Annotated in this window: 13 protein-coding genes and 1 other annotated feature; of the genes, 2 read left to right on the forward strand and 11 right to left on the reverse strand. The window is 51.5% G+C overall.

Features of this window, described 5'->3' with window-relative positions; genetic code table 11:
• Positions 1–12: 12 nt before the first annotated feature.
• Together WFK81_RS10365 and pyrR are read right to left on the reverse strand one after the other, a co-directional pair.
• The gene (locus WFK81_RS10365) at positions 13–918 is read right to left on the reverse strand and encodes an aspartate carbamoyltransferase catalytic subunit (RefSeq protein ID WP_336786466.1); all 906 of its coding nucleotides are present in this window, start codon (positions 916–918) and stop codon (positions 13–15) included.
• The gene (gene pyrR, locus WFK81_RS10370; RefSeq protein WP_442956050.1) at positions 915–1460 is read right to left on the reverse strand and encodes a bifunctional pyr operon transcriptional regulator/uracil phosphoribosyltransferase PyrR; all 546 of its coding nucleotides are present in this window, start codon (positions 1458–1460) and stop codon (positions 915–917) included. Before pyrR ends, WFK81_RS10365 begins: the two co-directional genes overlap by 4 nt.
• 673 nt (positions 1461–2133) lie before the next feature.
• Here pyrR and WFK81_RS10375 point away from each other — a divergent pair.
• Positions 2134–3288 carry an aminotransferase A gene (locus WFK81_RS10375; RefSeq protein ID WP_336786314.1) on the forward strand — a complete coding sequence of 385 codons (1155 nt, stop codon included), beginning with the start codon at positions 2134–2136 and terminating at the stop codon, positions 3286–3288.
• Between the two features lie 55 nt (positions 3289–3343).
• Here WFK81_RS10375 and WFK81_RS10380 read toward each other — a convergent pair whose 3' ends face one another.
• The 4 genes from WFK81_RS10380 to lspA form a co-directional block, all read right to left on the reverse strand.
• Positions 3344–4462 carry an N-acetyldiaminopimelate deacetylase gene (locus WFK81_RS10380; RefSeq protein ID WP_442956039.1) on the reverse strand — a complete coding sequence of 373 codons (1119 nt, stop codon included), beginning with the start codon at positions 4460–4462 and terminating at the stop codon, positions 3344–3346.
• A gap of 105 nt (positions 4463–4567) precedes the next feature.
• Positions 4568–5278, reverse strand: coding sequence for a 2,3,4,5-tetrahydropyridine-2,6-dicarboxylate N-acetyltransferase (gene dapD / locus WFK81_RS10385; protein ID WP_336786316.1), 711 nt, complete (start codon positions 5276–5278; stop codon positions 4568–4570).
• Between the two features lie 223 nt (positions 5279–5501).
• A complete protein-coding gene (locus tag WFK81_RS10390; protein ID WP_336786317.1) occupies positions 5502–6449 on the reverse strand; it encodes an RluA family pseudouridine synthase in 948 nt (315 codons plus the stop codon).
• Entirely contained in the window at positions 6430–6951 is a 522-nt protein-coding gene (gene lspA, locus WFK81_RS10395) for a signal peptidase II (RefSeq protein WP_336786318.1), read from the reverse strand. Before lspA ends, WFK81_RS10390 begins: the two co-directional genes overlap by 20 nt.
• A gap of 166 nt (positions 6952–7117) precedes the next feature.
• On the opposite strand from lspA, the gene WFK81_RS10400 reads away from it, so the two are divergent.
• On the forward strand, positions 7118–7825 hold the full coding sequence (locus WFK81_RS10400; RefSeq protein WP_336786319.1) for a TraR/DksA C4-type zinc finger protein: 708 nt from the start codon (positions 7118–7120) through the stop codon (positions 7823–7825).
• Positions 7826–7867: 42 nt separating this feature from the next.
• Here WFK81_RS10400 and WFK81_RS10405 read toward each other — a convergent pair whose 3' ends face one another.
• The 5 genes from WFK81_RS10405 to WFK81_RS10425 form a co-directional block, all read right to left on the reverse strand.
• Positions 7868–8164: a DUF5665 domain-containing protein gene (locus WFK81_RS10405; RefSeq protein WP_190276227.1), complete on the reverse strand. Its 297-nt coding sequence runs from the start codon at positions 8162–8164 to the stop codon at positions 7868–7870.
• Positions 8165–8357: 193 nt separating this feature from the next.
• A complete protein-coding gene (gene ileS, locus WFK81_RS10410; protein WP_336786320.1) occupies positions 8358–11447 on the reverse strand; it encodes an isoleucine--tRNA ligase in 3090 nt (1029 codons plus the stop codon).
• A 38-nt stretch (positions 11448–11485) separates the two neighbouring features.
• Positions 11486–11760, reverse strand: a binding site (T-box leader).
• A gap of 65 nt (positions 11761–11825) precedes the next feature.
• Positions 11826–12374 carry a DivIVA domain-containing protein gene (locus WFK81_RS10415; RefSeq protein ID WP_336786321.1) on the reverse strand — a complete coding sequence of 183 codons (549 nt, stop codon included), beginning with the start codon at positions 12372–12374 and terminating at the stop codon, positions 11826–11828.
• A 100-nt stretch (positions 12375–12474) separates the two neighbouring features.
• On the reverse strand, positions 12475–13248 hold the full coding sequence (locus WFK81_RS10420; RefSeq protein ID WP_336786322.1) for a YlmH family RNA-binding protein: 774 nt from the start codon (positions 13246–13248) through the stop codon (positions 12475–12477).
• Positions 13249–13262: 14 nt separating this feature from the next.
• Complete coding sequence (locus WFK81_RS10425) at positions 13263–13514, reverse strand: YggT family protein (protein WP_336786323.1); 252 nt, start codon at positions 13512–13514, stop codon at positions 13263–13265.
• Between the last annotated feature and the right edge of the window lie 14 nt (positions 13515–13528).

Raw genomic sequence — 13528 nt, forward strand, 5'->3', positions numbered from 1 at the left:
AATTTATTCGTGTTAGCTCAGTGCCCGTTCTACAACAGCCATCCGAATCGGTACGCCGTTTGCCATTTGCGGGAAGATACGCGATTGAGGATGCTCTACCAGCTCATCGTCGATCTCAACGCCCCGGTTGATTGGAGCCGGATGCATGATGATGGCGTGGTCAGCGATCTGGCTTGCGCGCTCGACCGTCAGGCCGAACTGCTCGCGGTAAGCTTCCGCCGAGTTCAGCATGCCGCTCTCATGGCGCTCGAGCTGCACGCGGAGCATCATAACAACGTCGGCTTTCAGTGCTTCATCCATTGTTACGTACGGTACATCAAGCTCGGGTGCCGTCATGTTGCTTGGCGAGCAGAACTGAACCTTCGCGCCAAACTTGCGGAGCGCCCACAGATTGGAGCGTGCTACGCGGCTGTGAAGAACGTCACCGATGATCGATACGGTCAGACCGTTCAGATTGCCGAAATGCTTGCGCATTGTATATAAGTCGAGCAGAGCCTGTGTCGGGTGCTCGTTGTTGCCGTCGCCTGCGTTAATAAGCGGCACTTGAATTTTTGTTGCCAGCTCGGCAAGAACGCCGATTGGTTTGAGCCGGATAATCCCGACGTCGATTCCCATCGATTCAAGCGTGCGGACCGTGTCGTAGATCGATTCGCCCTTCTGCACGCTGGATACGGCAGCCGAGAAGTTCAGAACTTCCGCTCCGAGGCGTTTCTCCGCTACTTCGAACGAGAAGCGCGTTCTTGTGCTGTTCTCGAAGAACATGTTCGCCGCGAATTTGCCCTGCATCACATTGTGAACTTTGTTCGGATGCTGTTCCCAGTAAGCCGCACGATCCAAAATCGATTCAATTTCTTCTTTGCCAAGATCTTTAAGTCCAAGCAAACTGCGTTGTTTAAGTTGTGTCATCGTCGTCATCAGACCTGCCCCCTCTGGTGTATGATCATGACTTGGTCCTTCAGATCGATTTCCGTTAACGAGACGTCAATTTGCTCTTGCTTGGAGGTCGGTACGTTTTTGCCTACGTAATCAGGCCGGATTGGGAGCTCTCTGTGGCCTCTGTCCACCAGAACGGCAAGCTGAATGCTTTCCGGTCTTCCGCAGTCCATCAGGGCATCCATTGCCGCTCGGATCGTGCGTCCGGTGAAGAGAACGTCGTCGCACAGGATAACTTTCTTATCATGTGCGGAGAACGGTTCGCCATTCAGATCGCCGATTACCGCAGCTAGTTCAACGCGTGTATCCACGAATGCTTTGCGGTCGTCCCGGTAAGAGGTAATGTCGAGCTCTCGCACTTCAACCGGCTTGCCTTCGATATCCTGAATGCGATCCGCAATTCTTCTTGCCAGGTAAATCCCTCTTGTGCGGATGCCAATCAGAACGCAGTTATCAATGCCTTTGTTCTTCTCCACGATCTCGTGCGCAATTCTTGTGAGTGCTCTTCGGATTGCTGTCTCGTCCATTATGACCAGATGCTCTTCTTCCACCGTTGCCGCCTCCCTCGCTCTCGGATTATCAATCGCGCCTGCCGGCAAGAAGACGAAAAAAGGCTCCTTGCCAACAACGCAAGGAGCCTGAGACCAGCCACACATAGAGGGTCGACTTAATCGCCGCTATCCCAGCAGGATACGGTTAGACTAAGGCCCTGTTCTAAATGTGGCAGATCTGTTATTCACGCTACCTTGCCAGCCTCACGGGGCTGATTTAAAGGTACTGCCATATATCAAAGGAATTGTACCGCGTCGGGCAAAAGTTGTCAAGAGGTGATGACAGTTAAACGGCAAACCGCGCAATCGAATGTTCTTTCAACCGCTGTTGCTCGGGGATTCCTTTGAACAATTTAAAGTGGTATGTATCCCCGAGCAAAGGCGGACTAAAAGCTTTCTGAAAGAAAGCTGCAGCGGAAGCATATCGAATAGCTCCGTTTGTATTTAACTGTAGGGGTAAAAGGAATAAAGAATGTGCTCGCATCTTATCATCTGCACCGCAGCTTAATTTATGACTGGGACATTTTATGACTCAGTCAGACTCAGTGAGAATACGACGATCCTCCCTACCCCTCTCGAAGTGTCAAGCCCTTTATGTTAAGATGAATACCATCCATAACGTACATAGACGGGACAGGTGAATGCAAGCATGGAACATTTAATTAGAGCGGATGTACGCGGAATCGAAGTTTCCGGCATTCGGAAAATGGCGAACAAGGTTAGTCAGTACGAAGGCGTGCTGTCTCTTACAATCGGGCAGCCGGACTTCCCGACGCCAAAACATATCCTCGAAGCAGCCAAGCATGCCATCGACAACGGAGAAACGGTATATACTCCTAATGCAGGGACGCTGCAATTGCGAAAAGCAGCAGCGAACTTTATGCAGCTCAAATACGGTCTGACTTATGATCCTTTAGAAGAAGTTATCGTAACGGTCGGCGCGAGCGAAGCGATTGACGTTGCGTTCCGTACGATTCTGGAGGAAGGCAGCGAGGTGCTGCTGCCGGGTCCGATCTATCCGGGCTACGAGCCGATTATCCGTATGTGCGGCGCTACGCCGGTGCATGTGGATACAACCGGCAACGGATTCAAATTAACGGCCGATTTGATCAAAGCGCATTTGACGGAGCGGACGCGCTGCATCGTGCTGGCGTCGCCTTCGAATCCGACAGGCTGCACGCTGACCCTGGACGAGCTTAAAGCGATTGCCGCGCTGGTGCAAGAGCGCGAACTGTTTGTTCTGTCCGACGAGATATATAGCGAGCTTGTGTTCGACGGTACTCATTCTTCTATTGCGGCATTGCCGGGTATGCGCGAAAAGACGATCAATATCAACGGATTGTCCAAATCGCATTCCATGACCGGATGGCGCGTTGGTCTTTTGTTCGCTCCGGCTTATTTGGCGCGGCACATCGTAAAGGTGCATCAATACAACGTAACATGCGCAAGCTCGGTCAGCCAGGCCGCAGCGGTAGAAGCATTAACGGTCGGCATCGATGACGCGCTTCCGATGAGGGACGAGTACGCACGTCGCCGCGACTATGTGTACGATCGGCTTGTTGCGGCAGGATTTGATGTCGTGAAGCCAAACGGAGCTTTCTACATTTTCCCGTCGGTGGAGAAGTTTGGACTAGATTCCACGACTTTCGCTCACCGGCTGCTTGAGGAGAAACGTGTTGCGGTCGTGCCCGGTGCCGCGTTTGCGCCGTATGGCGACAATTACATCCGCATCTCGTACGCCTGCTCCATGGAAGTACTGCGGGAAGCCATGGAACGAATTCATTCTTTTGCAGAAGGACTTTAATCTATCCGTCATACAAAAAAGCTGCTTTGCGTCACGCGCAAAAGCAGCTTTTTATTTAAGATGAACGATGCCGCAAGTAATTCGAGACAACCTCGATCGCGACTCCGATCGCGTCCTCCTGAGGCTCCAGCTTCGCATGATGCAGGCCATACGGCGTATCAACTCCAAGCCAGAACATTAGGCCCGGGATATCTTGAAGGAAATAACCGAAGTCTTCCCCGGTCATTGCTTCCGTGCATTCGATGAGCTGTACGCCGTCAAAAGCACGAACCCAATCCATAAAGCGCTCAGCTTCTTGTTCGTTATTATAGACCTGATAATAATTCGAGCCGTAATCGAGCTCCGTCTGGCAGCCAAAGCTGACTTTAAGCCCGTCGAGCAACGACTCGATACGCGCTTTTACATCGCTCATCGACTTGGCGCTCAAGGTTCTGATCGTACCTTCGAGGCGTACCCGTTCCGCGATAATGTTCTGCTTCGTACCGCCTTCGATCTTGCCTAACGTCACGACTACAGAGTCGAGCGGATCCACGTTCCGCGAAACAATCGACTGCAGCTGCATGATAAGGCTTGCCCCCGCAACGATCATATCGTTGGCACGGTGCGGATACGCCGCATGGCCGCCTTTGCCGATGATATCGATAAACAGCTCCGACGTGTTCGCGAATAATATGCCCGGTCGCGTTGCGATTGTGCCTACCGGATATTCCGGGGCGATGTGCAGCGCCATCATAAAATCCGGCTTCCACTCTTTAAACTCTTCGCTTTGCAGCATTGGCAAAGCACCGCCTGGCCCCTCTTCGGCCGGCTGAAAGACAAAAAGTACATCGTCATTGATCGGCTGCTCCACGATGGCCGTCAATACCCCAAGTCCAATGGCCATGTGCAAATCATGTCCGCAGGCATGCATATAACCGGAATGCGTTGAACGAAACTCGTAGCCGGTATCTTCTTCAATAGGCAGTCCGTCCATATCCGCCCTATAACCTAAACAACGCTCGCCGATCAGGCCCTTCACGCGAACCAAGATGCCGGTACGCCAAGTCCGCACTTCCAGCCTCTCCTGCGGCAGTCCGTTAATATACTCGAGCAGCAAGGCTTGCGTCTTAAACTCTTGAAAGCCCGGCTCGGGAATCTGGTGAAACTTCCGCCTTAACTCTACAAATTTGCTCACTCGATCAACTCCCTCCCGCAACATGCGAAAGCCAACTACAAGTATCCGTCAGCCTCTCCAAACAAGGAAACACGCGCCACATAGATGGCGCGCGCTGAAAACCTATTATTTCAAATCGCGAAGACCTTCAACGATAATCGTCTTGGACTTCGTTTTCTCGTCAACCATCTTAATGATGCGAGCAGGAACGCCTGCGACAACCGCATTTGCAGGCACGTCCTCAATAACGATGGCGCCCGCTGCGATAACAGCGCCTTTGCCTACGCGAACGCCTTCCAGAACAACCGCGTTAGCGCCGATGACAACGTCATCCTCGATAACAACCGGCAGAGCGGATGGCGGTTCAATAACGCCGGCCAGTACGGCGCCTGCGCCAACATGGCACATTTTGCCGACTTGCACGCGTCCGCCAAGCGTTGCGTTCATGTCGATCATTGTGCCTTCACCGATCGAGCAGCCGATGTTGATTGTAGCGCCCATCATGATAACCGCGTTGTTGCCGATTTCGACTTTGTCGCGAATAACCGCGCCAGGCTCGATACGGGCGTTGATGCCCTTCAGGTCGAGCATCGGAATCGCGGAATTGCGGCGATCGTTCTCCACTTCGTAATATTGAATGTTTTCTTTCTCGTTCTCGAGCAATACTTGGACTTCCGCCCAGTCGCCGAACAGCACGCCGCCGTCGCCGAAATCGAATACTTTTACTGCGTCGTTAGCCGACGAAATTTTGCCTTTGAAGTATACCTTCACCGGCGTAACTTTCTTGCCGTTCTTGATGTAATTGATAACTTCCATTGTTTGTTCCATGTTTTGCATCGCTTTTCGTCTCTCCTTCATCACCAGCAACTGTTCATTAGGACAAGCCGCTTTTTCCCGAACATTGTAGCACATGCCTTTGAACAGAGTCCATGTTTTTGATGGCTATTTATTGTAAAGCATCGTTTCTTAGAATAGCTTACTTTCCGCGTTGTAATAATGAATAATTTGCTGAAAAGTTTGCATTTTTCCGCATATGCCTTTGAACGTTCCCCCAGGCTTATTAACGAAGACGGAGAGAATTAATCACATGCTCCATGTCGGCAGGGATAGGCGCTTCGAACTCCAGGAACTCTCCCGTCCGCGGATGCTTGAAGCCCAGAACCGCCGCGTGCAATGCCTGTCCCTTGAGTGCCACCGTCTTGTTGCGGCCGTACATCGGATCTCCCGCCAGCGGATAACCGATGTATTTCATATGAACGCGAATCTGATGCGTCCGTCCTGTCTCCAGCTGCAGCTCTACAATCGTGTAGTCATCAGCAATGCGCTCGAGCACTGCAAAATGAGTAACGGCATGCTTGCTGTTGCGGTCCGTAACCGTAAACAGCTTCCGGTCATTCTGGTCGCGGCCGATCGGAGCATTGATTGTGCCTTGATCATGCGGCAGATTGCCGTGGACAAGCGCTATATATTTGCGCGAGACCGAATGATCCTTAAGCTGCTCGGCCAAGGAAACATGAGCAAGGTCATTTTTGGCTGCCATCAGCAGTCCGGATGTGTCTTTATCGATACGGTGTACAATGCCCGGGCGAAGGACGCCGTTAATGCCCGACAGATCCTTGCAATGAAACATCAAGGCGTTTACGACCGTTCCGGAGGAATGCCCGGGTGCCGGATGGACAACCATGCCTCTTGGTTTGTTGATGACGATAACGTCAGCATCCTCGTACACGATATCAAGGGGAATGTCTTCGGCCAAGATTGCCGCATCTTCAGGCTCGGGCACGCGAACGGCCACCTGATCGCCGGAAGACAGCTTGTAGTTCGGTTTTACGGTATTCTGATTCACCAGCACCGCGCCGGATTTGATCCATTCCTGCACTTGCGTGCGCGAGATGGAATCCTCGTTAAGGCTGTCGGTGACGAATTTATCGATTCGCTCTCCTGCCTGCTCCGGGGCTGCTTCAAATTCCAACAATTCTTCGTTTTCATTAAACAGGTTGCTGCTCATGCTCGTTTTGGTCCTTATCCTCTCTGTTGCCGATTCGTTTGGAATCTTCCTTCGAATTCAGCAAGGTATCAATTAGAATGCATGCTACGCCTACGCAAATAGCGGAATCCGCTATGTTAAAGATCGGGAACGTATAGCTGCCGAAATTAAACATCAGGAAATCAACCACTTCTCCGGCAATCGCCCGGTCAAGGAAGTTGCCGACCGCCCCGCCAAGCACAAGGCCAAGCCCGGTCAAAAGCCATATTTTTCCTGATTTTCTGGAGGCCTGGATATACCAGATAATTGCACTGACGATAAGAACAGTGATGATGATGAAAAACACCCGCTGTTCCTGCAAAATGCTGAATGCCGCGCCGCGGTTCCGATACGAGGTAATAAGAAAGAAATTGCCGATCACGCTGATTTGCTCACCGATTTCAAGCTGAGCCACAATGATTTTTTTGGTGATCAAGTCCAGCAAAAAAGCTGCTACCGCGATCCAGTAATAATAAAAACGCATCGTATCCCTCCTAGTTTGTACCAAACTACTGTATTGTAGCATAATGGCCCGCTTCTGAGCCAGTAGTCCCCTTTCCAAAGAAGTCCTTTATAAAAAAAGCCGGTTTGCGAAAACTATACTTAGATATGTAACGTCTTACCTATTTCATCTAAGGAAGGTGCAACCGATGCCGAATGCAACCCAGCTCGCACAGCTACGAAGCCGGCTTGAGGCTGAGAAACGGGAGATCGAGGAGCGGCAATCCCATAACGAACATAATGGACTTGCTTCTTCGCTGCGCGATAATACGGGCGAGCTATCCCCTATAGATAATCATCCGGCGGATCTTGGAACGGAGATGTTCGAACGCTCCAAGGATCTGGCTCTTCTCGAGAAAGAAGATCTTCATTTGGCCCGTATTACCGAAGCGCTTGCGGCTATGGATCACGGGACTTATGGCCGATGCCGCGCATGCGGCAAGCCTATTCCCGATGAACGGCTGGAGGCTCTCCCCGATTCCCTGTACTGCGTAGAACATGCGCCGCGGCAGGAGACATCCCATAAACAGCCGGCCGAAGAGGATTTTCTCGCTCCGCCATTCGGAAGATCCAGCCGGGATTACGACGATTACAACGGCTTCGATGGCGAGGATGCTTGGCAGATTGTCGAGCAGTGGGGTACTTCGGAATCTCCTGCTTTTTCGGAAAATAACAATGTCGACGATTATGATCATATCGGCATTGAAGCGGACGAGAACGACGGATTTGTTGAATCGTACGAAAGCTTTGTCGCCACGGATATAACCGGCAAGCATGTTTCCGTCATCCGCAACCGCCATTACAAGCAGTATATGGATCATGACGAAGGCGATCACGAGCTCGAGCAGGACCATTAAAAAAGGCGGACGGTGCGTGGGCACCGTCCGCCTTTTCCGGGTTTAATATATTTTTCCTTCCAACTGGATTTGCACAACGCGTACGATATCTGCTATGTAATCGCCGATGATCGGCAGATTAAGCGCGCCGATAATCCGCAGCACATACAGAATGGTAGCTGCAAAAAACGTAAATCCAATCGCGATTCCGACGCCCCTTGAGAGACCGCCAAGCAAATTGCGCCACATGAGCCGGAGCGGATGATTGAGCAAATCCACGTAATCCGCGATTTGAGTCCGTTCCATATCGGTAGCGATTTTGCTTAATCGCATGTCCAGTCTGCTTAATGTATGTTCCATCGTTCCATCGTCATTCTTATCTTTGCGGTCTTTCTCCAGGTCGTTATCCAGCTTTACTCGGACCATGCAGCGTCCCCCTTTGCATTCATACATCCGCTTCCGGGAAGAAAAAAACGAGGCCTTGCCATGAAGGCACTCGTTTTTTTGTGGCCATGCTCCTTATACTATATCCCGATCCCTGGCGTCTATATGCCTAAACGCGGACAAGAATACCGATTTCTTTGTCGCCAAGCAGTACGCGTTCCATACCTTCTGCTTTCTCGTAAGAAACGCTGTTCAACAGAACATTCTCATTGAGCACGTTACTGAATGTCTCCAGTGCGGCTTGCAGCTCTGCATCTACGTCGAGAACAAGATCGATGCGTTTCTCGATCGGCAGATCCAGCTTCTTGCGCGTATCCTGAACCGCGCGGATAACTTCGCGAACCCAGCCTTCCTGCTCCAGCTCAGGCGTAATATCCGTGTTAAGCGCAACGGTTACCCCGTTTGCGGAAGCCGATGCGAAGCCGGATTTCGCCTGTTTCTCTACGAGCAGCTCTTCCGTGGTTACCGTGATCGCTTCGCCTTCCGCCGAAGTGAAGACCAAGCTTCCGGATGTGACTGCTTCGCGTGTCGCCTCCGGTGCCAGACCTTTCAGGTAGCCCTGGATTGGTCCGACATGCTTGCCGTATTTTTTGCCCGCTACTTTGAGGTTGAGCTTGAGGGTGAAATCGACAAAACCGCTGTCGCTGTTTTGAACCACGATAGACTTCACGTTGATCTCGTCCTTGACGATATCCTCGTATTCCGTTACCGCAAAATCACGGTCAAGCGATACGATCAACTCGGACAATGGCTGTCGCGTCTTGATACCGGTCTCGTTGCGCACGTTGCGGGCAAGCTCTACGATTTGCTTCGCGCTGTCCATGTCGCGCTCCAGCGTCTCGTCGATTGCCGATTCGTCCGCAGCCGGGTAATCTGCCAGGTGAACGCTCGACTCGCCGCCCAGATTGCCGTATACGTCTTCCGCGAGCAGAGGAGCGTAAGGAGCAATAACGCGGGAAAGCGTCAGCAGGACATGGCGCAGCGTTTGGTACGCTGCCACTTTGTCTTCTGTCAGCCCGCTGCCCCAGAAACGGTCGCGCGAACGGCGGATGTACCAGTTGCTCAACTCGTCGACGAATAGTTCGATTGCTTTCGCAGGGTTCAGGAAGTCGTTGACTTCAAGACCTTTCACAACCGTCTTGATCAAGCTGTTCAGGCGGGATACGATCCAGCGGTCAAGCTTGCTTGCCGATGGGCGTTCTTCGTGCTCATCCGGATTAAAGCCGTCGATGGATGCATACAGGGCATAGAATGCGTGAGTATTTACGATCGTATCGATGACTTTCGATTTCGCTTCCCCTACGATACCGCGCGAGAAACGTTTGCTGTTCCATGGGGCGCTGTCAGCAAGAAGCGCCCAGCGGAAGGCATCCGTGCCGTACTCGTTGATGATCTCCCAAGGGTCGATAACGTTGCCTTTGGATTTGGACATTTTTTGCCCGTTCTCATCCAAGATATGGCCTGTAGAAATAACAGCCTTATACGGAGCTTTGCCGTTGTACAGGGTCGATACCGCCAGCAAGCTGAAGAACCAGCCGCGCGTCTGGTCGATGCCTTCGCAAATCATATCCGCCGGATACTGCTCCGCGAACTCTTCCGCATTCTCGAACGGATGATGCTGCTGCGCGAACGGCATCGAACCGCTGTCAAACCATACGTCGATAACTTCCGATGTACGGGTCATTACCGCGCCTTCCTGGAATGGCGATTTCAGCTTGATTTCGTCCACGTAAGGCTTATGAAGCTCGATATCCTCAGGCACGTAATCTACGGCGCGCTCGCGTAGGTCGGCAATGCTGCTTGGTGCATATTCTTTACCCGTCGCTTCGCATACCCAAACGTTAAGCGGTGTTCCCCAGTAACGGTTACGGCTGATATTCCAGTCCACCAGATCCTCAAGGAACTTGCCGAAGCGGCCCTCGCGGATATGACCGGGATACCAGTCAACCGTGCTGTTATTCGCGATGAGTTGATCTTTCACTTTTGTCGTTTCGATGAACCAGCTTTCTGTCGCATAGTACAAGAGCGGCGATTTGCAACGCCAGCAGAACGGATAGCTGTGCTCGTAACGCTCTTTGGAGAAGAGCAGGCCTCGTTCGCTGAGCATTTTGACAATGTCGACATCGCAGTCTTTTACGAAACGGCCGGCAAGATCCGTAACTTCGTCAATGTAACGGCCTGCGTTGTTTACAACGCTCAGCATGCTGATGCCGTTCTGACGGGAAACTTTGTAGTCATCCTCACCGTGGGCAGGCGCGATATGAACGATACCCGTACCGCTTGTGTCGCTGACGAAATCGCCCGGGATTACAACGTGACCATGCTCGATAGGCACATAGCGGAACGGAGGCTCATAGGAAAGGCCTACCAGCTCGGAGCCCTTCAGCGTCGAAAGCGTCTCGTAACCATCTTTAAGCACGCTCTCCGCCAGGTTCTGAGCAACGATGTACACTTCACCGTCCTTGGAAGCGCGGATGTAATCCAGCTCCGGATTTACCGCCAATGCCACGTTAGCCGGCAGCGTCCAAGGCGTTGTCGTCCACGCGAGAATGGATTCGCCGCTCGCGAGCTTGAATTTAACCGTTGCGGAAAGATCCTTCACGTCTTCGTAGCCTTGCGCAACCTCATGGGAGCTCAGCGTTGTCTGGCAGCATGGGCAGTACGGGCTTACGCGGTGACCGCGATAGAGCAGCCCTTTGCTGTGGATCGTCGAGAGGATATGCCACACGCTTTCGATGTACTCGTTCTTAAGCGTGATATACGGATTATCCAGATCCGTCCAATACGCGATAGCTTCTGTCAGCTCGCGCCATTGCTTCTCGTAGACAAATACGCTGTCTTTGCATTTCTTGATGAATTCTTCAACGCCGTATTTCTCGATCTCTTGTTTACCGGAGATGCCAAGCTGCTTCTCTACGCCAAGCTCCACCGGAAGACCATGCGTATCCCAGCCTGCTTTGCGGACTACGCGGTAACCGGACATGGTTTTGTAACGGCCGATAAAATCCTTGATTACGCGGCCCAATACGTGACCGATATGCGGCGCGCCGTTCGCGGTCGGAGGACCTTCGTAAAATACATAGTTCGGCTTGCCGGCACGGTTCTCGATGGATTGTTTGAACGTATCGTTCTCTGCCCATTGCTTCAGTACGCGCAATTCGCGGGCTCTTGCTTTTTCTTTGACGTCTACACGTTGCATTGTCATTACCTCCTGAAAATAATAAAGCCCCGTCCCTGTAAAGGGACGAGGCTGCGCTCGCGATACCACCCTAATTCCGCAAACAGCTGAAAAAACAACCGGATGCGGCACCTTGGCGCGAATTGTGTAAATTCGCGGTCCCTGTAACGGGGGACAAGCCGTCAGTCCTTAATAGTGGATCCGGCAGGATCTCATGTTCAGCACTGCTTCTCGGAGATGATTTTCCGAATCGGTTCGAACGCCGCCTCTCAGCAATCGACGGCTCTCTGGTGAACGAACTTGGAATCGTACTCGTTCTCGTCAATGAAGTTCCAATCAACTATCATGCAATTAATTTATTTATAGCTTATCGCAAAGCGGTTGTCAAATGACAAATGCCTATCCGCGCTGCAATTGCTCCGCCGATAAATGGGTAACGGAAGACGAAGCATGCGAAGAATGCGAGGAATGGGAAAGCTGCGGAGCTGCCGAATCCAGTGAATCCCATCCGTCTTGGCTTAACAGCTCAAGCTGTGCTTCAACCAAAGTACGGAAGCGTGCACGGTAGATCGATGCCTGCTTCTTCAGCTCTTCCACCTCAAGCGATACTTTGCGGGACTTGGCCAGCGACTCATTAATAATGCGGTCGGCATTCTTCTCCGATTCCTTGATAATGAGCTGGGCTTCTTTCTTCGCGTTGTTTCTCACTTCATCCGCAGCTTCCTGCGCAACGATAATCGTCTTGCTGAGCGTCTCTTCAATATTCGAGAAATGATTCAGTCTTTCTTGCAGACCAAGAATCTGATTCTGAAGCTCTTTGTTCTCGCGAATAATCGATTCATAATCTTTGATAACCTGGTCAAGGAATTCGTTGACCTCATCCTCGTCATACCCGCGTAATCTTCGTCCAAATTCCTTGTTATGAATGTCCAATGGCGTCAACGGCATTGGCGCACCTCCTAAAGCGTATTTGCCGCAATCGCGGATGTACTCGGAAACATCATTGTGGAATTGGATTCGACAGCTGTTTCCAAAATCCTGCAACGAATTAAATAAATTTACCAACCTTGACGCGAATTCTTCCCTTTTTTGTCATGCCGTCAATTTCCAGAACCTTAAATCTGCCCAAGCCTTTAAAAGAGACGACATCTCCCATTTTCAGCTGTTCGGACGGATTCTCGGCGGTCTTCCAGTTGACTCTGCATCTGCCTGCGCGGATTGGATCCACAATCTTCGTCCGGCTGATCCGGTAGACGTCACTAGCGATTCCATCAAGCCGCATCGAAGCGACCGTGAAGGACATTTCTTGAAGGGCAGGTACAACGGGCTGAAGCTCAGTGATGGGAATTATATCCGTTAGTACGCTCGCACGATGCACTTGTCTTAAGTGTACATTTAAGTAATCGGCAATTTCGTCCAAAACGATTATATGTGAATAGTCCTCATGAACATGAATATCTCCAATTCGATCACGTTTGACGCCGAGCCCGAGCAATGCGCCCAGGTAATCGCCGTGATCAAGCTCGCTTCCTCCGCCGGTTACGGCGAGAACGGACAGCCCTATTGGTTCATCGTCCAAGTAGCGGTACTCCGGGCCGATAATCGCTCTGCAGCGTTCAGCCTCGGGATATCCGCCGGCAAGTCTAAGCTGGACATCCGGATTCCGGTTCGCAAGCATCTGCAGGATTTGGACCTGCCTCGGATCTAAAAAATCGGTCCGCTTCAGCTGATGCAGCTGCGCGGACCGTTCAACCCACTCCAACGCCCGGTCGACAAATGGCTTCTCATCCGGATGGAAATGTTCGTATACTGCTTTATTCATAAGCTGTCCTTCCTCTAGAACATGTTCAGAATAAAATCGACAACCGCGTACAAGCCGTAAGCGATAAAGCGCAATGCAAAAATAGCAATAATCGGGGAAATATCAAGCATCCCGCCGATCGGTGGAATGAATCTGCGGAAAATTCCGAGATACGGTTCTACCAGCCGGCCCAGAAATACACCGATAAAGCTTTCACGCGCATTTGGCAGCCAGGACAGCAATACGTAGCCGATAATCATAAAGCTGTAAATGTTCTGGATGTTCATAATCAAAGAATAAA

This window comes from Paenibacillus sp. MMO-177, from assembly GCF_037147795.1.
Lineage (GTDB): Bacteria > Bacillota > Bacilli > Paenibacillales > Paenibacillaceae > Pristimantibacillus.

What these genes read in the sequence shown, in the direction of transcription:
- dapD (WP_336786316.1), bottom strand. Translation starts at nt 5,278, where the DNA reads ATGCAAAACATGGAACAAACAATGGAAGTTATCAATTACATCAAGAAC.
- ileS (WP_336786320.1), bottom strand. Translation starts at nt 11,447, where the DNA reads ATGCAACGTGTAGACGTCAAAGAAAAAGCAAGAGCCCGCGAATTGCGC.
- WFK81_RS10425 (WP_336786323.1), bottom strand. Translation starts at nt 13,514, where the DNA reads ATGAACATCCAGAACATTTACAGCTTTATGATTATCGGCTACGTATTG.
- WFK81_RS10420 (WP_336786322.1), bottom strand. Translation starts at nt 13,248, where the DNA reads ATGAATAAAGCAGTATACGAACATTTCCATCCGGATGAGAAGCCATTT.
- lspA (WP_336786318.1), bottom strand. Translation starts at nt 6,951, where the DNA reads ATGCGTTTTTATTATTACTGGATCGCGGTAGCAGCTTTTTTGCTGGAC.
- WFK81_RS10415 (WP_336786321.1), bottom strand. Translation starts at nt 12,374, where the DNA reads ATGCCGTTGACGCCATTGGACATTCATAACAAGGAATTTGGACGAAGA.
- WFK81_RS10400 (WP_336786319.1), top strand. Translation starts at nt 7,118, where the DNA reads ATGCCGAATGCAACCCAGCTCGCACAGCTACGAAGCCGGCTTGAGGCT.
- WFK81_RS10405 (WP_190276227.1), bottom strand. Translation starts at nt 8,164, where the DNA reads ATGGAACATACATTAAGCAGACTGGACATGCGATTAAGCAAAATCGCT.
- WFK81_RS10390 (WP_336786317.1), bottom strand. Translation starts at nt 6,449, where the DNA reads ATGAGCAGCAACCTGTTTAATGAAAACGAAGAATTGTTGGAATTTGAA.
- WFK81_RS10375 (WP_336786314.1), top strand. Translation starts at nt 2,134, where the DNA reads ATGGAACATTTAATTAGAGCGGATGTACGCGGAATCGAAGTTTCCGGC.
- pyrR (WP_442956050.1), bottom strand. Translation starts at nt 1,460, where the DNA reads ATGGACGAGACAGCAATCCGAAGAGCACTCACAAGAATTGCGCACGAG.